Annotated in this window: 16 protein-coding genes; 12 read left to right on the top strand and 4 right to left on the bottom strand. The window is 63.0% G+C overall.

Annotation, left to right across the window (positions count from 1 at the left end):
* Nucleotides 1-11 precede the first annotated feature (11 nt).
* The 9 genes from NCR40_RS18210 to NCR40_RS18170 all read left to right on the top strand — a co-directional run bounded on the left by NCR40_RS18210 (nucleotide 12) and on the right by NCR40_RS18170 (nucleotide 9,031).
* Nucleotides 12-1,232: a CpaE/TadZ family protein gene (locus NCR40_RS18210; RefSeq protein ID WP_250467341.1), complete on the top strand. Its 1,221-nt coding sequence runs from the start codon at nucleotides 12-14 to the stop codon at nucleotides 1,230-1,232.
* Nucleotides 1,232-2,641, top strand: coding sequence for a TadA family conjugal transfer-associated ATPase (locus NCR40_RS18205; protein ID WP_250510185.1), 1,410 nt, complete (start codon nucleotides 1,232-1,234; stop codon nucleotides 2,639-2,641). The genes NCR40_RS18210 and NCR40_RS18205 overlap by 1 nt, the downstream gene beginning before the upstream one ends.
* Entirely contained in the window at nucleotides 2,638-3,612 is a 975-nt protein-coding gene (locus NCR40_RS18200) for a type II secretion system F family protein (protein WP_244829398.1), read from the top strand. The genes NCR40_RS18205 and NCR40_RS18200 overlap by 4 nt, the downstream gene beginning before the upstream one ends.
* Complete coding sequence (locus NCR40_RS18195; protein WP_250510184.1) at nucleotides 3,609-4,568, top strand: type II secretion system F family protein; 960 nt, start codon at nucleotides 3,609-3,611, stop codon at nucleotides 4,566-4,568. Before NCR40_RS18200 ends, NCR40_RS18195 begins: the two co-directional genes overlap by 4 nt.
* Complete coding sequence (locus NCR40_RS18190; protein ID WP_250493555.1) at nucleotides 4,565-5,452, top strand: tetratricopeptide repeat protein; 888 nt, start codon at nucleotides 4,565-4,567, stop codon at nucleotides 5,450-5,452. Before NCR40_RS18195 ends, NCR40_RS18190 begins: the two co-directional genes overlap by 4 nt.
* The gene (locus NCR40_RS18185) at nucleotides 5,449-5,940 is read left to right on the top strand and encodes a TadE/TadG family type IV pilus assembly protein (protein ID WP_250510183.1); all 492 of its coding nucleotides are present in this window, start codon (nucleotides 5,449-5,451) and stop codon (nucleotides 5,938-5,940) included. The genes NCR40_RS18190 and NCR40_RS18185 overlap by 4 nt, the downstream gene beginning before the upstream one ends.
* Nucleotides 5,937-6,614: a TadE/TadG family type IV pilus assembly protein gene (locus NCR40_RS18180; protein ID WP_250493554.1), complete on the top strand. Its 678-nt coding sequence runs from the start codon at nucleotides 5,937-5,939 to the stop codon at nucleotides 6,612-6,614. The genes NCR40_RS18185 and NCR40_RS18180 overlap by 4 nt, the downstream gene beginning before the upstream one ends.
* Nucleotides 6,614-8,455 (top strand): TadE/TadG family type IV pilus assembly protein, encoded by a 1,842-nt coding sequence (locus NCR40_RS18175; RefSeq protein ID WP_250510182.1) that lies wholly within the window; start codon nucleotides 6,614-6,616, stop codon nucleotides 8,453-8,455. Before NCR40_RS18180 ends, NCR40_RS18175 begins: the two co-directional genes overlap by 1 nt.
* 72 nt (nucleotides 8,456-8,527) lie before the next feature.
* Entirely contained in the window at nucleotides 8,528-9,031 is a 504-nt protein-coding gene (locus tag NCR40_RS18170; RefSeq protein ID WP_250467337.1) for a DUF6496 domain-containing protein, read from the top strand.
* On the opposite strand, the gene NCR40_RS18165 is transcribed toward NCR40_RS18170, so the two are convergent.
* On the bottom strand, nucleotides 9,016-9,933 hold the full coding sequence (locus NCR40_RS18165; RefSeq protein WP_250510181.1) for a LysR family transcriptional regulator: 918 nt from the start codon (nucleotides 9,931-9,933) through the stop codon (nucleotides 9,016-9,018). The two genes, NCR40_RS18170 and NCR40_RS18165, sit on opposite strands and share 16 nt — an antisense overlap.
* 118 nt (nucleotides 9,934-10,051) lie before the next feature.
* Here NCR40_RS18165 and NCR40_RS18160 point away from each other — a divergent pair, with 118 nt between their 5' ends.
* On the top strand, nucleotides 10,052-10,816 hold the full coding sequence (locus NCR40_RS18160; protein WP_250467336.1) for a transporter substrate-binding domain-containing protein: 765 nt from the start codon (nucleotides 10,052-10,054) through the stop codon (nucleotides 10,814-10,816).
* 28 nt (nucleotides 10,817-10,844) lie between these two features.
* The gene (locus NCR40_RS18155; RefSeq protein WP_250510180.1) at nucleotides 10,845-11,969 is read left to right on the top strand and encodes a succinylglutamate desuccinylase/aspartoacylase family protein; all 1,125 of its coding nucleotides are present in this window, start codon (nucleotides 10,845-10,847) and stop codon (nucleotides 11,967-11,969) included.
* A gap of 6 nt (nucleotides 11,970-11,975) precedes the next feature.
* On the opposite strand, the gene NCR40_RS18150 is transcribed toward NCR40_RS18155, so the two are convergent.
* From NCR40_RS18150 to NCR40_RS18140, 3 genes are all read right to left on the bottom strand, one after another.
* Entirely contained in the window at nucleotides 11,976-12,362 is a 387-nt protein-coding gene (locus tag NCR40_RS18150; protein WP_250510299.1) for a methyltransferase domain-containing protein, read from the bottom strand.
* A complete protein-coding gene (locus tag NCR40_RS18145; protein ID WP_250510179.1) occupies nucleotides 12,314-12,754 on the bottom strand; it encodes a hypothetical protein in 441 nt (146 codons plus the stop codon). Before NCR40_RS18145 ends, NCR40_RS18150 begins: the two co-directional genes overlap by 49 nt.
* Nucleotides 12,755-12,867: 113 nt before the next feature.
* Nucleotides 12,868-14,853 carry a glycoside hydrolase family 28 protein gene (locus NCR40_RS18140; RefSeq protein WP_250510178.1) on the bottom strand — a complete coding sequence of 662 codons (1,986 nt, stop codon included), beginning with the start codon at nucleotides 14,851-14,853 and terminating at the stop codon, nucleotides 12,868-12,870.
* A gap of 479 nt (nucleotides 14,854-15,332) precedes the next feature.
* Here NCR40_RS18140 and uvrA point away from each other — a divergent pair, with 479 nt between their 5' ends.
* Complete coding sequence (gene uvrA, locus NCR40_RS18135; RefSeq protein WP_250510298.1) at nucleotides 15,333-21,155, top strand: excinuclease ABC subunit UvrA; 5,823 nt, start codon at nucleotides 15,333-15,335, stop codon at nucleotides 21,153-21,155.
* The last annotated feature ends 54 nt before the right edge of the window (nucleotides 21,156-21,209 follow it).

Below are 21,209 nucleotides of genomic sequence, written 5' to 3'. Positions count from 1 at the left end.
ACACCGACGCCATGAGCACCACTGAATTCTCGTTGATCAAAGGCAAGTCCGCCGTGCGGGCCGCAGACTTCATCGCCTTCGTCGCCGACCGCCAGACCGAGCAGGTTCTGAAAGCCTTCGTGCTGGAGCAGGCGATGCCGCACGCGCATATCGCGGTGGGCAGTATCGACGATGCCATCTCGCATGTCACCAAGCTCGAGCGTTCGCCGCAGTTTCTGCTGGTTGATTTGCACGACTCGGCGATGCCTCTGTCCGACCTCGGCCGGCTTGCCGAAGTGTGCGAGCCTTCGGTGCAGGTGATCGGCATTGGCGAGCGCAACGACGTCGGCCTGTTCCGCAGCCTGCTCAAGATCGGCGTGCATGACTATCTCGTCAAGCCGCTGACGGTGGAGTTGCTCAAGCGCACCGTCAACACCGCCGACGGCAAGGTGACGCCGGTGACGCTCACGCGCACGGGCAAGACCATTGCGTTCGCGGGCACGCGCGGCGGCGTCGGCGTGACGACGCTCGCGCTCAATCTTGCGCGACATCTGGCAGACACCACGCATCGGCGGGTCGCGTATGTCGATCTGAACCTCACCGGCGGCGCCGCCAACTGCATGCTCGGCACGCAGAGCAACAATGGTCTTTCGGACGTGCTGGAAAATGCGCATCGTCTCGATCCGCAATACGTCGAGCGCACGCTGATGGCGAACGGCAGCCGTCTGTTCATGCTCACCGCGGATATCGACTACGGCGCCGAGCCGCCGTACAAGCCCGGTGCGCTCGCCCGCGTGATCGAACTGCTGTGCGACAGCTTTCACTATGTGATCATCGATATCGGCAATCCGAGCGCGCCGTTGTCGCAGGAAGCGTTAAACCATGCGTCCCGCGCGTATCTCGTGACCGACCGTTCCGTGCATTCGACGCGCGAGTCGATCCGCCTTTTGCGTTACATCGAGAATCGCGACAACAATCCGCCGACCTCGATCCTGCTCAATAACCCGAGTGCGGTGAGCGCGGGCAAGGTGCAGCCGAACGACTTCATGTCGGCGGTGGGCCGCTCCGTTCTGCATGAGATCCAATTCGAAGCCAAGGCGCTCGCCACCGCCGAAAACCTTGGCGAAGCGCCCAAAGATAAGACGCCGAACGGGTTCAATCAGGCTATTACGCGTATTGCGAGCGATCTCACCGGCCAGCAAGCTGCCGCCGGGCGCTCTTTGCTGCGCAAGTTCAGTCTGAGGAGAGGCTGATGTTCGGGCAGAAGCAGGCATCCCGGGCGACGCATTCTGCATTTGCACTGGCTCAAGAAGGAGCATCCGACCAGGCGAGTATTGCCGAGCCGGCCATTCCGGTGGCGGACGCGCCCGCGCGCTTGCACGTGGCGGAGAGCAGCGAATCGCTGGTGCGCTCGGATCTGTTCAAGGTGATTCGCGCAGGCGTGTTCGGTTCGATGAACGCATCGGTGGTGGTCGGCAAGACGCGCGAGCAGATGAAGCCGGGCATCGAGCAGCTCGTGATGGAGATCGCCGAGCGCGAAGGTTTGAACGTCACGATGTCCGAGCAGCAGCAGATCGTGGGCGAACTGCTCAACGACATGTACGGCCTCGGGCCGATCGAGCCGCTGCTCGCCGACGAAAGCATCACCGACGTGCTGGTGAACGGTCCCGATCAGGTCTATGTGGAACGCCACGGCCGTCTCGAACTCACGAACTGCAAGTTCCGCGACAACGCGCACGTGACCAACGTCGCGCAGCGGATTGCGGCGGGCGTGGGGCGGCGCGTCGACGAAAGCAGCCCGATGGTCGATGCGCGTCTCGCGGACGGCAGCCGGGTCAACGTCGTGCTCCCGCCGCTCGCGATTCATGGCGCGTCGATTTCCATTCGGAAGTTTTCGAAGCGCAACATCACGCTGCACCGCATGGCGCAGCAGGGCAACATGTCCCTCGCGATGGCAACCGTGCTCAAACTCGCGAGCACGTGCCGGCTCAACGTCATCGTGTCGGGTGGTACGGGTTCGGGCAAGACGACGCTGCTCAACGCGTTGTCGCACTTCATCGGTCACGGCGAACGCACGGTGACGATCGAGGACGCGGCGGAACTGCAACTGGTGCAGCCGCACGTCGTGAGCCTGGAAACGCGCCCCGAGAATGCCGAAGGTCTCGGCGCCGTGACGCAGCGCGACCTCGTGCGCAATGCGCTGCGGATGCGCCCGGACCGCATCATTCTCGGCGAAACGCGCGGCTCCGAAGCGTTCGACGTATTGCAGGCCATGAACACCGGCCACGACGGCTCTATGACCACCATCCACGCGAACACGCCGCGCGACGGCATCACGCGTCTGGAGAGCATGGTGATGATGGCAAACGGCAATCTGCCGCTCCTGTCCATTCGCCGCCAGATCGCGAGCGCGGTGCACCTGATCGTGCAGATCGAGCGGATGCGTGACGGCATGCGCCGCGTCACGCGCATCACCGAACTGGTGGGCATGGAAGGCGACGTGATCATCACGCAGGACTTGTTCACGTTCCGCTACGACGCAACCGCCTACAGCGAGGAAGTGAAGGGCGCGTACGAATCGGCGGCGGTGCGCCCGGCGTTCTCGCAGCGCGCTCAGTACTACGGTCTCGAAGATGCATTGCTCGAGGCGATGCAGCCATGAACACGATCAACCTCGTCACGATCTGCGCGTTCGTCATTGCAATTCTCGGCGGCATGATGTTTTTCATCGTGCAGGACATGCGGAATAACCAGCCGCATGCGCGCATTCGCACGCGCATGCGCGAATCGTTCGAGATGCACGGTTCGCCCGAGAAGAACGCAAGCAAGAACGAGATCAATCTGTTCAAGGTCAAGAAGCAGGAGAGCGTGTACTCGCGCTTTCTCGGGCCCAAGGTGTCGCGCCTGAAAACGGTGGCGGGGAAGAACGGCATGCGAATCGTGATCGTCGCGGCGATTCTCGGCGAGCTGCTCGCCATCGGCATGGTGGACATCATGCCGCTGCCGAGTTTCGTCCAGCCGCTTCTGATCGTCTTCCTGCCGGTCTTCACGCTGGTCAAGGCGTACAACTTTCTCGTGGAGCGCTTTCGCCGCCGTTTTCTCAACGGCTTCCCGGAACTGATCGATCTGATCGTGCGCGCGGTGCGTGCGGGCGTGCCGGTCACGCACGTCATCACCACGGCAGCCGACGAATGCGCCGAGCCGCTCAGGAGCGAGTTCAGGATCATGAGCGATTCCCTGCAAGTGGGTCTAGACCTCGAGGAAGTGCTGACGGTGGCGGTCAAGCGGATCGAGATCGCGGACTTCTCTTTTTTCTGCGTGTGTTTGCTCCTGCAGCGGGAAACCGGCGGTCAGCTCGGCGAGACGCTCGAAAACCTGGCGAACATCGTGCGCACGCGCCGCGAGATTCGCGTCAAGACCAAAGCGCTCACAGGCGAGGCGCGCATCACCACCAAGATTCTGGCGGCGGTGCCGGCTTGCATTATCGGCAGCCTGTACTTCCTCAACCGCGACTACATGAAGGTGCTCACCAACACCGACAGCGGCAGCAAGCTCCTGACCTTCGCTGTGATCTCGATCGTCATGGGACTCATGGTCATCAACAAGATTTCGAAGCTGGATACCTCGCGATGAACCCGGAACAGATCCAGACGCTCATCAACCTGCTGATGCTGATTGCGCTCTTTGCCGGGCTCGCGGGTTGGTGGCTGACGCGCCATGGCGGCCAGCGCGGCCGCATTGCGGAGCGCACCCGGCTCGCGGCGCATGCCGAGCGCATCGACCTCGCTACCGGCAACGACGACGAACTCAACTTTCGCGCGCGCGTGATGCGCCGTCTCGCGCGCATTGGCGACAAGCTGCCGCTCTTCGACGCCAAGTATCGCCTGAAGTTGCGCAAGGAGCTGATCAGAAGCGGTTATCGCAGCAATCTCGCCGTCTCGGTTCTGCTGGCGTCGAAATTCTGCGTGGGGCTCATCTGTGCGACGCTCACGGTCATGATGGGCTCGCATATTCCGATGATCGGCGCGTATCCCGCGGTGCGCGGCGCGGCGATGCTGATGGTGTTCATCGTCGGCATGATCGTTCCGGAATATCTGCTGAATTCCGTGGGCGCCCGCCGCCGCAGGGCGATGGCCGCCTCGCTGCCCGACGCGCTCGACTTGCTCGTGATCTGCACCAACGCGGGCAATAGTCTCGGCGTGTCGATCCGTCGCGTGGCCGACGAACTCGCAAGCATCTGCCCGCCGCTTTCCGACGAATTTTCCCTTACCGCCGACGAACTGAAGCTTTCTGGCGACAGCACGCGCGCGTTGAACGGGCTCGCGGAGCGCATCGATCTGCCTTCGATCCGCGCGCTCATTTCCACCCTCACTCAGTCGATGCGCTACGGCACGCCGATCACGCAGGCGCTGCGCACGTTGTCGCGTACCGAGCGTCTGCAGCACATCGTCTCGCTGGAAGAAAAGGCCGCAAAGCTCGCCCCCAAGATGGTCGTGCCGATGATGCTGTTCATTCTCCCGGCCATTGTCGTGATTGCCGCGGGGCCGGCCGTGCTCCAACTACTGGACGTTATCGCCAAAACCAAATGAAGACCGACTTCTATCTTCGCCGCCTTCCCGTGCTTGCCGGCGCGGTGCTCATCGCGCTCGTCGCGAGCGGCTGCACGACCACTGCCACGACCTCGCATCAGGTGTCCGGCATGCGCTCCGTTTCGCAGGACGGCGCTCCCGGTGCGATGAGCGAATTGCGTATCGCCGAATCCGCGCTCGAATCCGGCAACATGGACATGGCGACCACGATCTACGAAAAGATCCTGCGGGCGAATCCGCGTTCGGTCGAAGCCATGACCGGCCTTGGCAACACGCTCTACTCGGTGGGCGACTTTACGCGCGCCGGCGTCTATTACAGCAAGGCGGCAGCCATCGACGGAAACGCCCCCGCGCCGCTCATCGGCATGGCGCGCGTGGCGATTCATCAGCGCCGTTTCGACGACGCCATCGCGACGTATCGGCATGTGCTCGCCGAAAGCCCGGACGATCCGCTTGCGGCCGCCGGTCTCGGCGCCGCGTACGACATGAAGGGCGACCACGCGACGGCGCAAGCCGTGCTGCGCGATGCGCTCAAGCGCAATCCCGGCGATACCTCGCTTTCCGTGAACCTGGGCACGTCGCTCATCATGGCGGGCAAGCCGCGCGATGGCGCGAACGTGCTGCTCGACGTGACGCGCTTTCCCGCCGCGCCGCCGCAAGCCCGCCAGGATCTCGCGCTTGCTTACGGTCTGCTCGGCAACGATGACGCCGCCGCCGAAATCCTGAGCCGCGATTTGCCGAAGGCGTCGGTGCAGGACAACCTGCGCTTCTACGAACTGCAGCGCCAGCGTATCGGCACTTCGGGCGCGTCGGACACAAGTGGCTCCAACGCAAGCGTGGCTCCCGTTGCTGCGCCGGCGGTGGCCGCCGTGAGCCTTAGATGAGCGCCGTGCTTCATGCCCGGGCACACCGCAACGTGTCGCGCTTCTTGCGCGATGACGGCGGCAGCTCGCTGATCGAGTTCGCGATACTCGCGCCGCTCTCGTTCATCCTCATTCTGGCGACGATCGAATTCGGTCTCGACATGATGGTGGACGCCACCGTGCAGATCGCCGCGCAGCAAGCGTCGCGCGCCGGGCTCACGACCAGCGCGCCGGCGAGCGGAACGCGCGATCAGCAGGCGCAGAACCTCATCAACAACATGCTCGGCGGCTGGACCAACATCGGCGCGACGATAACGATCAATACGCTGACCTACGGGACTTACAGCAACGTGGGCACGAGCAACTACCAGAGCAGCATGGGCAATTTCGGCGATGTCGTGTCCTACAACATCACCTTGACCATGCCGCCCATCACCGGCATTCCCCGTATCTTCGGCGTCAACCAGTTGACGTTCCAGCGCAATTACATCGTGCAGAACGAAAAATGACCCACGCTCGCTCATCCGCTTCCGGGGCCGCCAGCGCGTCGCGCCGCCGCGGCTTTCTCTCCCGCCTGTGGCGCTCGAAGCGCGGCAGCGTCACGATCGAGTTCGTGATCATCTTCCCGTTGATGGCGCTGATCCTGACCGGCTTCGTCGAAGCGTACATGTATCTGCGCGCGGTGAGCGTGCTGGAACATGCGACCTTCACACTCGCCGATTCGCTCGGTCAGATGCCGCGCGTCATCAACGACAATTCCACCAGCAACGCCAATAACCTCGGTTCGCTGTGGTCGGCGGCCACGCTGCTCGCCGCACCCAATACGATCAACGGGCAGGGCGCGGTCATCATCACCTCGGTGTGCGACACCAATGCCACGACCTGCGTCTTGCCGCCGGGCAAGCCGGGGACGGATCCCGGCAAGGCCGTCGTTCACTGGCGCGCATCGGCGCCGTGGAACTTGTCGGGCCTGACGACCAAGGTGTCGAGCACCGCGCCGTTGCCGTCGACCTGGCCGTTTCGCGCGGGCGACTCGGCGATCATCGTCGAGATCTACTACCAGTTCAACCCGTTTGCCATGACCTCCGCATTCTGGAAGAACTCGGTCGGCACGCAGACGCTTTATCAACGCATCTACGTGCGCTCGCGAACCGGCCAGCCGCTCGACCTGGCGAGCTCCTGATGAAACGCCGACTCTTTCCGACACGCCGCGGCGCTTCCTTCTGCGCGACGCCCGCGCTGCGCGCGCCGTTCTTCGCCAACTTCGGTGGTCCCGCCGCACCCCGCACGCTCGCTCAACTCGTGCGTGGCGACGAGGGCGCGCTGACCGTGCTGTTCGCCGTGACCGCGAGCATGATGATCGGCACGCTGTGCACGGCGATCGACACCATCGACTATGCGCAGACGCAGGGCCGCATGCAGATGGCGCTCGACGTGGCGACGCTTTCGGCCGGTGCCGACCTCTCGCACTATGCAATGACAACGAGCGCGGACCTCGCTTCATGGCAGGCCGACGCGCGCGCCTATTACAACGCGAACATGCCGACGGGCTACATGTCGCTCACCATGCCCGACCAGAATTTCGCGGCGTCGGTGAGCGGGACGCCAGCCACCGGGCAGGTCATCAAGCTGTCGGCATCGGGTTCGGTGCCGCTCTACGCGCCGACCTTCCTCAACACCAAGTCGACATCGTCGAGTGGATCGGGTTCGGGCTCCGGAAGTTCGGGCAGCACCTTGCCCAGCACGCAAACTATCTCGGCGAGCAATACGGCGTTGCGCGTGCCCAAGAGCACGCTCGAACTCGCGTTGATTCTCGACAACACGGGCTCGATGGCTTCCGCCGCCGCCAAGGGCGGCAAGACGAGCAAGCTGAGCGGCCTGCAGGATGCCGCCAACTCGCTCGTGGCGAATATCCTTGGCGTGCAGGGCAACGACTCGTATATCGGGCTCGTGCCGTTCACGACGATGGTGAACGTCGGCTCGGCACTCAGTTCGAGCGGAACCTGGATGACGCAGACCACGAGCAAGCAGTTCGCCTACAACCCTACCAACATGTCGATGTCGAAGTGGGGTGGATGCGCGGTCGAGCCACGCGACACGGCCGGCAACGTCTATCCGAAGGCTTACGCGCCGAAGGATTCGCCGGGCTTCACGCCCTGGTATTTCAACGTACCGTCTACCGGCTTCACGGTCCAGACTTACGACAACAACTGTAATCTGCAGAAGAACGGCACGACGGTCGTGAAGGGCGTGCCGCTCAGCTACGCGTATTACTACGCATCGCCGGGGCTTTGCCAGTCGAAGACGCCGACCACGGTGCCGACCAACTTCATGGCGCAGTATCCGTATTCGGGTACGGTCACTTATGACCAGAATGGCAGCGACTACGACAGCCGGCCATGCTCCATCCAGCCTGCCGTGTTCCTGACGCAAGACCAGAACGCGCTGACGACGGCCATCAACAACATGGTGGCCAATGGCTCGACTCTGATTCCGACAGGTCTGCTGTGGGGCTGGCGCATGCTTTCATCGGATTGGTCCAAGTCGGTGGCGGGCAGCAACAACGGCTGGATTTCGAACGACGGCACGCTGCCGCGTCCGGAAACGACGCAAGGGTTGCAGCGTGTCGCTATCGTTCTGACCGACGGCGAGAACGATCCCGGCGATCCGTCGGGGACCATGCCGCAGCCGTTCTTCAATCAGCTCGCGCTCGGCAATCAGACGCTCAAGTCGCCGACGGTGTACGACTCCACGGGTAACGCGCTGAACGGTTTGGTGTCCAGCCCGGACGACGTCAATACGTTCCAGCTCGGTATCTGTCAGGCAATGAAGAACAGCGGCATCATCATCTACGCGATCACTTTCGGCACCTACGGGACGGACTCGGCGAGCGTGGCTGCGCAAAACACGATGCAATCCTGCGCGACGAGCGGCAACTACTATCACGCACCCGACAACGCAACGCTCAATCAGATCTTCCAGCAGATCGCGGGCAACCTGGGTGTATTGCGTCTTACTCAGTAAGGGAAAGCGGCAGGCGGGCACGTGCGTTGCTCGCCTCTCCCGGTGCAAGTCAACTTCCCAAGGAGTACCGACATGCCCGAAAAGAAAACCGTCGAAAGCGCCACCAAGGCGAAGCGCGCAGGCAAGTCCGCCAGCACCCAGGCGGGCAATTTCGTGAAAGAACAGATCGATCACATCCGCGAGGGCAAGCACGGCGCGAAGTCCGCGAAGCAGGCCATCGCCATCGGTCTATCCGAAGCCCGCCGCTCCGGCGTAAAGGTCAAGACGCCGAAGAAGGCCACCACGTCCGAGGCCACGCGCAAGAAAGCCGCACAAGACACGAAGGCAGCGCATCGCACGAGAAAGAGTCCGAGCACGGAGTCGAAGGCAAAGCGTTCCGCGACGTCCACGCGCGTGCTGAAGCGCGAAAGCACGAAGGCGGCATCGCACAAGTCGCTGTCGCGGCAGGCGCATGCAAGCGCAAGCCGGCGCTCGGCGGCGGATCGCTCGGCTGCCGCGAAGAAGGGCTGGGCAACGCGGCGCAAGAACGCCAGCGCTGCATCGAAGGGTTCATCTGCGCGTCACTCGGCACGTTGATCCGCCGCGCGCGGGAGCATTCGCGCGAACGATACGGCCATCATCGCGAGTTCTTGCGCCGCGGGCGTGAGCGGCACGCCCGCTCTTCGAAGCAGGCAGACGGGCGTCGGCGCGGCGCGTTCGGCAATCGGGATCACGGTGATGTGTTCCCGAAAAAACGGATGCGCCGCGAGGCTCGCCGGTTCGAGCGCGAGGTAGTCGCTTGCGGCAATGCAATGAAGCGTGTCGAAGACCGCTTCGGTGGTTACCGCGACGTTGGGCGGCGTGAGCCGGGCCGTATCGAATAGCGCGGACAGCTTGTTGCCCGCGTGACGCGTGCTTACCCACTCGGCATTGCAGAGACTCGAAAGCTTGCGCGCGCGTGCAAGCGGATGCCCCTTCCGCGCGATCACCGCGACATTGGAAAGGAACAGCCGTGTCGTCTCCATATCATGAATGTCCGCGTCGGGCGCAATGAGTGCGAGGGCAAAATCGAGCCGTCCCTCGCGCACCCATGACGTCAGCACGCGCGACGTCGCGCTCGTCAAATGCACATCGATACGCGGACAGCGCTCTCCAAAGCTCGCGAGCAGCGCGGGAAACAGCCGCATGGTCGCATCGGCTGCCAGACCAAGCGCAACGCTGCCGGTTAATTCGCCGCGCATCTGACGCATCTCTTCTTCGGTCTTCGCACATTCGCCGAGTATTAGATCGGCGCGCACACGCAGGCGTTCGCCGGCGCTCGTCAGCCGCACGCCACGTACATCGCGTTCGAAAAGCGGCCCGCCCGCTAGCGCTTCCAGCTTGCGTAACTGCTGAGTGATGCCGCTCTGCGCAATCGTCAGACGCCGTGCGGCCGCGCGCAGGCTGCCCGCCTCTGCAACGGCCACGAAGATTCGCAATTGGGTCAGCGTCAATTCCATCGGCGATCTCGAAAAGTGATCATGATAATTAAAATGCCTCTTTTTAAGGGCGCTTTGTCCGCTTAGCATGAGCGCTCCAATCCCGAAAATATCCCGCCGACCCATGTTCAAAACGTTCATGCTCAGCAGCGCTCTTGCCGCCACGCTTGCGATGTCTCCGTTCGTTGCAAGCGCGAAGGACGCCGATACCTTGCGCCTGGGCATCGACCCTGGTTATCCGCCGATGGATGTGAAGACGCCCGACGGCCATGTCGCGGGCTTCGACGTCGATCTCGGCGATGAAATCTGCCGCCGCATCGCGATGCGCTGCCAGTGGGTCGAGCTGGAATTCTCCGGGATGATTCCGGCGCTGCAAGCGCGCAAGATCGACGGGATCATGTCGTCGATGGCGATCACCGACAAGCGCATGAAGCAGATTGCATTTTCGACGAAGCTGTTCCAGTTCCGCTCACGTCTGATCGCAAGGAGCGGAGCGTCGCTCGCGCCGAGCGCGCAGGGTCTCGCCGGCAAGCGCGTCGGCGTGCAAAGCGGCAGTCAGTTCGAGACCTACGCCATGAAGAACTGGCAGCCGGGCGGCGTGGAAATCGTTGCGTATCAGAGTCAGGAGGGTGTGTTCAACGATCTCGTCGCGGGCCGGCTCGATGCCGCGTTGCTCGGCTCCGTCGAAGCGGAGCACGGCTTCCTGAAGACCGCGCGCGGCGCGGGCTTCGCGTTCGTCGGCGCGCCGCTTTCCATGGGCGATCATGGCGTGGGGATGGGCATGCGCCAGGACGATGCCGCGCTGAAGACGAAGGTCGACAAGGCCGTGACCGACATGCGCGCGGACGGCACGTATCAGAAGATCGCGCACAAGTACTTCGACTTCGACGTCTACGGCGACTGAGCCTCATCTTTCACGGACTTTTTCATCGATGCAAACACGACACACGCCGCTCGTTTCCACGACGCTCGGCACGGCGCGCGAACTCGTCAGCTTTCATTTCGGTGCGGAACGAAGCGGCGAGAAGGTCTATGTCCAAGCCTCGCTGCATGCCGACGAAACCCCCGCGATGCTCACGGCGTGGCAGCTGAAAAAGCGCCTGCTGCAATTCGAAGCGGAAGGGCGCTTGCGTGGCGAGATCGTCCTCGTGCCGGTGGCGAATCCTGTCGGCTTGTCGCAGCATGTGCTCGGGCAATTCCTTGGCCGCTTCGACGCGAATAGCGGCCACAACTTCAACCGCGGTTTTCCGATGCCGCCCGCGCAGGCGTTGATCGAACGTATCGGCATGGCGTGGTCGAGCAGCGACGCCGCATACAACGCGCGCCTCTTGCGTCGCGCCGTGCGGGACATGCTCGGCGAAATGCGCGCGAAGAACGAGTTCGAGTCGCTGCGGCTGACGCTGCTGACGCTCGCATCCGATGCCGACATCGTGCTCGATCTGCATTGTTCGCTCGAAGCCACGATGCATCTCTACACGAGCCCGGCAAGCTGGCCCGCGCTGGAACCGCTTGCACATTATCTCGGCGCGAACGGCGTGCTGCTCGCAACGGATTCGGGCGGGCAGTCGTTCGACGAAATCCACGCGCTCTTGTGGAACGAAGTCCGTGCATTGCTCGGCGGCGACGTGCCGCTCGGTGGGCCGAACATCGCGGCGACGGTGGAGCATCGCGGGCAGCGCGACGTGAGCTACGAGACGGCGCAACACGATGCGGATGCCATCGTTGACTTTCTGATCTCGCGCGGCGTGATCGAAGGCGAGGCGCGCGCGTTGCCGCCGCTCGTACTCGGCGCGACGCCGCTTGCGGGCAGCGAGCAATTGATTGCGCCGGTGAGCGGCATCGTCGTGTATCGCGCGTCGGTCGGGGCGAGGTTGAACGCTGGCGACGCGGTGTTCGATATCGTTGATCCACTGACGGATGCCGTGACCACGGTCGCGACGAAAAACGATGGCGTGTTTTATATGCGGCGTGCGATCCGTTTCGCGCAGGCCGGTGCACCGATGGGGCGGGTGACGGGGCAGACGGCGTTCAGGACGGGGGTGTTGATCGGGGCGTGAGGTGGGTTAGGCCAGGAGCGTGTGGTTGACGTGCCTCGCCCAATCCGGAAATTCGCCGCGATAAAGAAGATGCAGGCCTTCGCTGAATGTCGCGGCTTCGAGACCGTTCACTGATGCCAGTAGCGACAGTGCAGACGCCGTATAAAACGACACATGGCCGTTGCGAGGCATGCAATCCCACCACTGCCCGATATCATCGCGCAAATTGCTTTGAGTAACGAACAGCGTACTGATGAGCATTGCGCCGTTGCCGTCGATAAGGCTTGCCAGTGTATCGACGAGTCGACGCGGCTCGACGTGATGCTCGAAGACTTCGAATGCAAGCACGACGCCGTATCGGTCGATCAGTGACGTATGGTCGGACGCTTCGCCAAAGGGATCGTACGAGCGTATTCGTTCGAACCCGCGAAGCCGAAGTTGCTGTTCGAGAATCCCTGTCCGGCGCCGTAATCGAGAGGCTTTTCCTGCGCGAGGCTGGGAAAAAACTCGGCGATCATCTGTGCGTCGGCATTTGGCCGCGCGAAGGTGTAGTCAAGATCTTGCCGTTCGTAAGCCGCGTTATAGATGTGTTCGCTGAAGTCGTTCGGCGTCCAGTCGTCGAAGGCGGGCGCGTGGATAAATCCGCATTGCTCGCAACGATAGTAGTAGATCGATGTGCCGAAATACGGATCGACTTTATATCCATCCAGATGATCCGCGCCACCGCGCGAGAAGTCGGCGAGTCCACACAGGGCGCTCGGTTTCGCGCAGCATTTGCATGTCGAGTAAGGCGCAGCCTTATTCATGCCGTCGAACAGCATCGTCGTACCAGATGAAAGCGGGCGCGCATTTCAACATGCCGCGAATGGGCACATAACGGCAAGCGGCTGCGGACTCGAAGCCCGCAGCCCGAAGCTTCTTACCGCGCGTCACTCACCGTCTGATTCAACGTCTGCCCCGCGATCACCGTGTTCTTCAACACGATGTCATGCACGTTGTACGCATAGATCGGCCCGGGCGTTGCCGCCGTCGCCGGTCCGGCCGCAACGGGCGTGCCGAAATCGCAATCGGTGATGGTCACCCCGGTGATGGCCGGAATGGCCGGCACCGGCGCGGGGCCGTTGTAATCGAACGCGACCGGTCCTTGCGCGACGATCGCCTGAAAACACGATCCCGTCGCGCCGTTCGCCGTGACGTTGCTCGCCTTCACGTTGGAAATGTTCACGTTCTGCACGAGGGCGGGACGCGTGCGGATGGCGTCTTTCGACGGCTGATAATCGCAATCGAAGGTGATGATGCCGCCCTGCGCCGCCGATGGATTCGCCGCGCTGGCCGTCGCCACGCCGAGCGGCACGGTCGCGTTGATCGGACTGCCCGCGAGCAGGCTGCTGCCGTAACCGGACGGCGTGAGGCTGACGCCGTTGGGCAAGGTCACGTTATCGACGTAGAAGTCCTTCACGAAGCCGCCGCGATTCATGTTCGTCTTCACGCGAATCGCAATGTTCAGCGAGTTGGTCGCCCAGAACTTGTTGAGCATCTGCAGATTGCGCGCATAGATTTTCTGCACGCCGCCGCCCATTTCGCTGCCTAGCGTGATGCCGCCGTGGCCGCTGTTCATCGTGCAGTTTTGAATGACGTGGTTTTGCGCCGGGCCGTATTGCGTGTCGAGATCCTTGCCCGACTTGATGGCGATGCAGTCGTCGCCCGTGTTGAACACGACGCTTTCGCACAGGACCATGTCGCAGGCGTCGGGGTCGAAGCCATCGTTGTTCGGACCGATGCTGTCCACCGTCACGCTGCGCATCACCACGTTCTTGCAGTCGGTCGGATGATGCTGCCAGAACGGCGTATTGATGGTGCGGTAGCTCTCCATCAACACGTTCGTGCAACCGATGAACTCCACCATGCAAGGCCGCAGATAATGCCCGAGACCGAAGATGCGCTTCTCGATGGCGACACCCGCCTCGGACAGCGCGGGCAGATAGTTCTGGTCCTGCTGCCACGGCGTGGCGGGGTTGGTGAGTTCGGCGTAGAGCGCATCGGAGATGCCGGGCGCGGCGGTTTTGAGATCGACGTTCTTCGAGTTGCTCGACGCTTGTGACGGCGTCGACGAACTGACGCAGCCATACACGCCGTTATTGCCCTTCCACGTCCACCAGCTCGTCGCGGTGTTGCCGCTGCCGGCAAAGGGCGTCATTGCCTGGCCATTGAGCACGGACGTGTCGCCTTCGCCCGTGAGCGCGACGTTGGTCTGATTGCGCGCATAGACGGGCGGGCCGTAGTTGAGGCAATCGTTTGCCTGCCAGCGGCTGTAAAACAACTTGCCGTTCGGACCGCAGTCGATCGGGCCGTCTTTCGCGTAATCAGCCGGGTTCGGGCTGAAGAAAATTTCGCAGTTCGCGCTCAGATGAAAGTCGACGTTCGATTGCAGCACGATCGGCCCCGCGCAATACCAGTTGCCCGCTGGCACGACGACGCGTCCGCCGCCCGCCGCGCTGCACGCCGCGATGGCCGCGAAAAAAGCGGGACGCGAATCGAACGAGCCGGGCGCTTGCGTCTGATCGGCGCCGCTGCTCAGGGGCGACTTCGTGGCATCCGTATAAGGATTCGCCGCCGCCACGACAGCGCATGGCTTCGCGCCGTAATCGGTGACGAGGAACTGACGGCTCGGCACCATCGACGTCGATACAGCCTTGAGCGCATTGACGATTTGCGTGGCGGAGCCGGACGGCCCCCAGATCGCGTCTTGCACGGTGGCGGGAGCTGAATCGTCATGGCCGCCGCAGGCGCTAAGAAGGCTCATTGCGCCGATTCCGCCGAAAAGTGGGGCGCTTACCGAGACGCCCGCGAGTTTGACGAAAGAACGTCGTGATAGTGAACCTGCTGACGGTTTTGGGGATTTCATTTGTTGTCTCCTGGATCCGGTCGGGGCCGGTTTTGTAGATTCGGTGAAGTCTTCGTACAACGGCTAACCGGATGCTTGCGGTGCAGCAAATGGATCGAGACGAAGCTTCGGGAAATCGTTTTCCTGACTTACGATATCTAAGTTGTCAGGCATTGGTCAAGTAAAGTCAGGCAGCGTCGGGTTGGGACTTTCCCGCATAGTGCGCAACACACCCCGGCGCCGACGACGCTCGCCAATGTCACTAAGATGTTCGTTTGCAGGCCGAATGCAACCAAACAGCCGCGCGCTCTCTTCGCCGATCGCCGGGCGAGAACTTTGCGACACTACCCAACACCCCGGCTGACACTTCCGCGACGTTTGGCAGCGAATACTGTATGCGTGTACAGTACTGTTCGCTGCAAGAGGCGCGTTTCGGGCAATCGACGCGCCGCTGCAAGCGGCTCGTGACAGCCGTCCAACTCATTGAACCGGTTGAAAAATTGGCATCGAACAACGCAATCCGCATCCGCGGCGCTCGGCAACACAATCTCAAGAATCTCGATCTCGACCTGCACACCGGCCAGATGACGGTTGTCACCGGCCCTTCCGGTTCGGGTAAATCGAGTCTCGTGTTCGACACGCTTTATGCCGAAGGCCAGCGGCGCTATGTCGAAACCTTCAGCGCCTACGCCCGGCAGTTTCTCGATCGCATGGACCGGCCGCAGGTGGATCGCGTGGATGGAGTGCCGCCCGCCATCGCCATCGACCAGACGAACCCGGTGCGCAGCTCGCGCTCGACCGTCGGCACGATGACCGAACTGAACGATCACCTGAAACTGTTCTACGCCCGCGCCGCAGAACTGTTCGACAAGAAGTCCGCGCTGCGCGTGCGTCATGACACGCCGGAAACCATTTACGCCGAACTGCTCGAGCGCACGCGCACGGACGACCCGCGTCTCGCGATCACGTTCCCGGTCGAATTGCCGGACAGCGCAAGCGATGACGAAGTTGCTCAATGGCTTTCCGCGAGCGGCTATACGCGCGTTCAGGCGAAACGTCACATCGAAGCCGAAAGCGGCAAGCGCCAGTTGCTCGACGTCGTCGCGGACCGTTTTCGCCTGCACAACACCGAACGCTCGCGCGCGCTCGAAGCGATCGAAAGCGCGCTCTTGCGCGGCACCGGTCGCGTGAATGTCTACATGCTGAAGGACGAAGGCGAGCCGGAAATCTGGCGCTTCTCGACCGGTCTGCATAGCCCCGAAAGCGATCTGCGTTACGCGGACCCGCAGCCCGCGCTGTTCTCGTTCAATTCGGCCTACGGCGCGTGCGAAGCGTGCCGTGGTTTCGGCCGCGTGATCGGCGTGGATTTCGGCCTCGTCATTCCCGATGAAAAGAAGACGCTGCGCGAGGGCGCGGTCAAGACGCTGCAAACGCCCGCGTGGAAAGAAAATCAGGACGATCTCGTGCGCTACGGCGCGAAGGCGGGCATTCGTCTCGGCGTGCCATGGAACGAACTCACGCAGAAGGAACGCGACTGGGTCATCCACGGATCGCCCGACTGGAGCGGCAAGTGGCAGAACCAGTGGTACGGCGTGCAGCGCTTCTTCGACTATCTGGAGTCGAAGGCGTACAAGATGCATATCCGCGTGCTGCTCTCGAAGTACCGCAGCTATACGACGTGCCCGACATGCGACGGCGCGCGTCTGAAGACCGAATCCATGCTGTGGCGTCTCGGCACGAAGGAGCAGGCCGATGCCGTGCTCGCGCCGGCCAGTCGCTTCATGCCGAAGGGCGTCGACTGGACACGCGAGCAACTCGAAGCGCTGCCCGGTCTCACCGTGCACGATCTCATGCTGATGCCGATAGAGCGCATCCGCCGCTTCTTCGATTCGCTCACGCTGCCCTCGACCTTGCTCGATGAAGCACTCAAGCTCTTGCACGCCGAGGTGCGCACGCGTCTGAAGTATCTCTGCGATGTCGGGCTCGGCTATCTCACGCTGGATCGGCAGAGCCGCACGCTGTCGGGCGGCGAAGTGCAGCGTATCAATCTGACGACCGCACTCGGCACCTCGCTCGTCAATACGCTTTTCGTGCTGGATGAACCGAGCATCGGGCTGCATCCGCGCGATTTGAACCGCATCGTCGAGGCCATGCATCGTCTGCGCGATGCGGGCAATACGCTCGTCGTCGTGGAGCACGATCCGTCGGTGATGCTTGCGGCGGATCGTCTCATCGACATGGGTCCGGGGCCGGGTGAACGCGGCGGGCAGATCGTCTATGACGGCACGCCGGGCGATATCGAGTCGAGCGACACGCTCACCGGCGCCTATCTCGGCGGCCGCAAGCAAGTGGCGCACGCGTCGAACTGGAATCGTCGCGCGACCGACGCGAAGACGCCGCGTCTCGTGCTCGAAGGCGCGAGCGATCACAACCTGCAAGACGTCACGGTCGAGATTCCGTTGCAACGTCTCGTCTGCGTGACAGGCGTATCGGGTTCGGGCAAATCGACCTTGATTCAGGACGTGCTCGCGCCCGCGCTCATGCGTCACTTCGGCAAGGCGACCGAGACGCCGGGCGCGTTTCGCGCGTTGAAGGGCGCGGAGCAACTGAGCGATGTGGTCTTCGTCGATCAATCGCCTATCGGCCGCACGGCGCGCTCGAATCCGGCGAGTTACGTCGGCGCGTTCGACGAGTTGCGCAAGCTCTTTGCGAAAGCGCCGCTTGCCGCACAGCGCGGCTATAGCGCAAGCATGTTCAGTTTCAATTCCGGCGATGGCCGCTGCCCGACTTGCGGCGGCTCGGGCTTCGAACACGTCGAGATGCAGTTTCTGAGCGACGTCTATCTGCGGTGTCCCGATTGCGACGGCAGGCGTTATCGCGCGGAAATCCTCGATGTGAAGATCGAGCGCGGCGGCCGGCATCTGAGCGTGGCGGACGTGCTCGAACTCACGGTGAGCGAAGCCGTCGAGCTGTTTGCGAATGATGCGGAAGTATTGCGCGTGTTGCAGCCTATCGTCGATGTCGGGCTCGAATACGTGAAGCTTGGCCAGCCGGTGCCCACGCTTTCGGGCGGCGAAGCGCAGCGCCTGAAACTCGCGGGTTTTCTGGCGGAAACCGCGTCGCCCGCGAGCAAGAGCGAAGCGAAGCACGGCCGCCTCTTCATGTTCGACGAGCCCACCACGGGCCTGCATTTCGACGACATCGCCAAGCTCATGCGTGCGCTCGGCCGTTTGCTCGAACGCGGGCATTCCTTGATCGTCATCGAACACAATCTCGACGTGATTCGCGCGGCCGACTGGATCATCGATCTCGGTCCGGAAGGTGGCGACGGCGGCGGTCAGGTGGTATGCGTCGGCACGCCGGATGAAGTGGCCGCGTGCGAGCATTCGCATACGGGTCGCGCGCTCGTCGATTATGAAGAAGCGATGGCGCCCGGCGCCGCCGACAAGCGCGCGGGCGTGCCGCTGCAACTAGCCGCGGAAGTGGCGAGCGCGCGCCGTGCTCTGCAGGGCGAGGACGTGGTGCGTATCGTGAATGCGCGCGAACACAACCTGAAGTCGCTCGATGTCGATATCCCGCATAACAAGTTCAACGTGGTCACGGGCGTGTCGGGCTCGGGCAAATCGACGCTCGCCTTCGACATTCTTTTCCACGAAGGTCAGCGCCGTTACCTCGAATCGCTCAATGCGTATGCGCGTTCCATCGTGCAGCCCGCAGGCCGGCCGGAAGTCGATGCGGTCTATGGCATTCCGCCGACCGTGGCAATCGAACAGCGTCTTTCGCGCGGCGGCCGCAAGAGCACGGTCGCGACCACGTCGGAAGTCTGGCACTTCCTTCGGCTGCTCTATGTGAAGCTCGGCATACAGCACTGCGTCAACGACGGCACGCCGGTGCAGGCGCAAAGTTCGGAGTCGATAGCCGCGCAGATTTTGCGCGACTACAAAGGTCAGCACGTCGGCCTGCTCGCGCCGCTCGTCGTGAATCGCAAGGGCGTCTACACCGATCTCGCGAAATGGGCAAAGGCGCGCGGCAACTCGCATCTGCGTGTGGATGGCGAATTCCTCTCCGTCGATCCGTGGCCGAAGCTCGATCGTTTCCGCGAACATACGATCGAACTGCCCGTGGCGGACCTCGTGGTATCGGCGGATAACGAAGCGGAACTGCGCCGCCTGCTGGACGATGCGCTCGAACTCGGCAAGGGCGTGATGCATTTGTGCGCGCCGCTCGACGATCTGCACGGCGCGTTGTCCAATGGCAAGAAGCGCGGCAAGGAAGAGACCATCGTATTCTCGACCAAGCGCGCATGTCCCACTTGCGGCACGAGTTACCCCGAACTCGATCCGCGCATGTTCTCCTACAACAGCAAGCACGGTTGGTGCAACACATGCGTGGGCACGGGCGTGAAACTCACGCGCGAACAGCGCGCCGCATTCGACGATACAGTCTTCGCGCAGGACGATCGCGGCCGCGAACAGAGCATCGGTTCGGTGGATCAGGAACCGGACGATATCGTCGATCAACCGTGTCCCGAGTGCGAAGGCACGCGTCTGAACGACGTGGCGCGCGCCGTCACGTTCGGCAACTATCCGATCACGGAGGTCGGTCGCTGGACCGTGACGGACACGCGGGAATGGATCGCGGCGCTCAAGCTGCAAGGCCGCGATGCGGACATCGCGCGCGATGTCATCAGCGAGATCGAAGGGCGTCTGCAATTTCTCGAGGAAGTGGGCCTTGGTTATCTGAGTCTGGATCGCGCCGCGCCCACGCTGTCGGGCGGCGAAGCGCAGCGCATTCGGCTCGCGGCGCAGCTTGGCAGCAACCTGCAAGGCGTGTGTTACGTGCTCGATGAACCGACCATCGGACTGCATCCGCGTGACAATCTGATCCTGCTGTCCGCGCTCAAGAAGCTCAACGACAAGGGCAATACGCTCGTCGTCGTCGAGCACGACGAGGACACCATTCGCCGCGCGGACCACATCATCGATATCGGGCCGGGCGCGGGCAAGCGCGGCGGCACGGTGGTCGCGCAGGGCACGGTGTCGGACCTCGCCGCGCACAAGGACTCGCTCACGGGTCAGATGCTCGCGAACCCGATCGTGCATCCGTTGCAGCCGCGTCGCGAAGTGCGCGCGGCCGCGGGCAAGCGGCCCGCCGTGCCCGAGCAATGGCTCACGGTTGAAAAGGCGACGCTGCACAATCTGCGCAACGTGACGGCGAGCGTGCCGCTCAATCGTCTGGTCGCCATCACGGGCGTTTCCGGTTCGGGCAAGTCCACGCTCGCACGCGACGTGTTGATGACTAACCTGCTCGATGCCGTCGGCCGCTCGGTGCTTTCGTCGCCCGCCGTGCGGCGCGCGCGCCGCGCCGTGCAGACCGATGCACCCGCGAAGTCGCGCGCTTCCGTGCTCGCACGCGAAGCGCCGCGCCCCAAGTTCGATGTCGTGCACGCGTGGCAAGGCTGCGCGGGCGTGACCGGCTTCGAGTCGATCGATCGCGTGCTGGAAGTGGATCAGACGCCCATCGGCAAGACGCCGCGTTCGTGTCCGGCTACGTATATCGGCATGTGGGACACCATCCGCAAGCTTTTCGCCGATACGCTCGAAGCCCGCGCGCGCGGCTACACGCCATCGCGTTTCTCGTTCAACACAGGCGACGGACGCTGCCCGGCGTGCGAAGGCCAGGGCGTGCGCACTATCGCCATGAGCTTCTTGCCGGACGTGAAGGTGCCGTGCGATGTTTGCCACGGCCAGCGCTTCAATCCGGAGACGCTTGCGGTGACTTGGCGCGGCAAGAATATCGGCGAAGTGCTGACCATGGAGATCGACGAAGCCGTGGAGTTGTTCGCGTCGATGAACAGCATCGCGCATCCGTTGCAGTTGATGAAGGACGTGGGCCTCGGTTATCTCACGCTCGGCCAGCCGTCGCCGACGCTCTCGGGCGGCGAGGCGCAGCGCATCAAACTCGTCACCGAGTTGTCGAAGGTGCGCGACGACATCACGCGGCGTGGCCAGAAGCCGCCGCACACGCTCTACGTGCTCGACGAACCGACGGTCGGTCTGCATATGGCCGATGTCGCCAAGCTGATTCGCGTGCTGCATCGGCTGGTGGATGGCGGGCATAGCGTGATCGTCATCGAGCACGATCTCGATGTGATCGCCGAAGCGGACTGGGTGCTCGATCTCGGACCCGAAGGCGGCGTCAACGGCGGCACGATCGTCGCGGCGGCGGACCCGGAAACGCTGGCGAGCCATCCGCGCAGTCACACCGGAACGGCGCTGCGGCCCGTGCTTGGTCGAACGCGCGCGACGGAAGACGCGGCCTGAAAATCGCGATCTGGCGCGGGCTTGCAGTCAAGCCCGCGCCGTCGCATTGGGTGG

The organism is Caballeronia sp. GACF4, from assembly GCF_023631025.1.
Classification (GTDB): Bacteria; Pseudomonadota; Gammaproteobacteria; order Burkholderiales; family Burkholderiaceae; genus Caballeronia.
The sequence above is the reverse complement of the archived record's forward strand: the minus strand, read 5'-3'. Positions and strand labels throughout refer to the sequence as shown.

Bases quoted from the DNA above. Each gene is read 5' to 3' on its own strand.
- NCR40_RS18175 (WP_250510182.1), top strand. From the start codon at position 6,614: ATGAAACGCCGACTCTTTCCGACACGCCGCGGCGCTTCCTTCTGCGCG.
- NCR40_RS18180 (WP_250493554.1), top strand. From the start codon at position 5,937: ATGACCCACGCTCGCTCATCCGCTTCCGGGGCCGCCAGCGCGTCGCGC.
- NCR40_RS18195 (WP_250510184.1), top strand. From the start codon at position 3,609: ATGAACCCGGAACAGATCCAGACGCTCATCAACCTGCTGATGCTGATT.
- NCR40_RS18185 (WP_250510183.1), top strand. From the start codon at position 5,449: ATGAGCGCCGTGCTTCATGCCCGGGCACACCGCAACGTGTCGCGCTTC.
- NCR40_RS18155 (WP_250510180.1), top strand. From the start codon at position 10,845: ATGCAAACACGACACACGCCGCTCGTTTCCACGACGCTCGGCACGGCG.
- NCR40_RS18190 (WP_250493555.1), top strand. From the start codon at position 4,565: ATGAAGACCGACTTCTATCTTCGCCGCCTTCCCGTGCTTGCCGGCGCG.
- NCR40_RS18165 (WP_250510181.1), bottom strand. From the start codon at position 9,933: ATGGAATTGACGCTGACCCAATTGCGAATCTTCGTGGCCGTTGCAGAG.
- NCR40_RS18160 (WP_250467336.1), top strand. From the start codon at position 10,052: ATGCTCAGCAGCGCTCTTGCCGCCACGCTTGCGATGTCTCCGTTCGTT.
- NCR40_RS18140 (WP_250510178.1), bottom strand. From the start codon at position 14,853: ATGAAATCCCCAAAACCGTCAGCAGGTTCACTATCACGACGTTCTTTC.
- NCR40_RS18170 (WP_250467337.1), top strand. From the start codon at position 8,528: ATGCCCGAAAAGAAAACCGTCGAAAGCGCCACCAAGGCGAAGCGCGCA.
- NCR40_RS18205 (WP_250510185.1), top strand. From the start codon at position 1,232: ATGTTCGGGCAGAAGCAGGCATCCCGGGCGACGCATTCTGCATTTGCA.
- NCR40_RS18200 (WP_244829398.1), top strand. From the start codon at position 2,638: ATGAACACGATCAACCTCGTCACGATCTGCGCGTTCGTCATTGCAATT.
- NCR40_RS18210 (WP_250467341.1), top strand. From the start codon at position 12: ATGAGCACCACTGAATTCTCGTTGATCAAAGGCAAGTCCGCCGTGCGG.
- NCR40_RS18145 (WP_250510179.1), bottom strand. From the start codon at position 12,754: ATGAATAAGGCTGCGCCTTACTCGACATGCAAATGCTGCGCGAAACCG.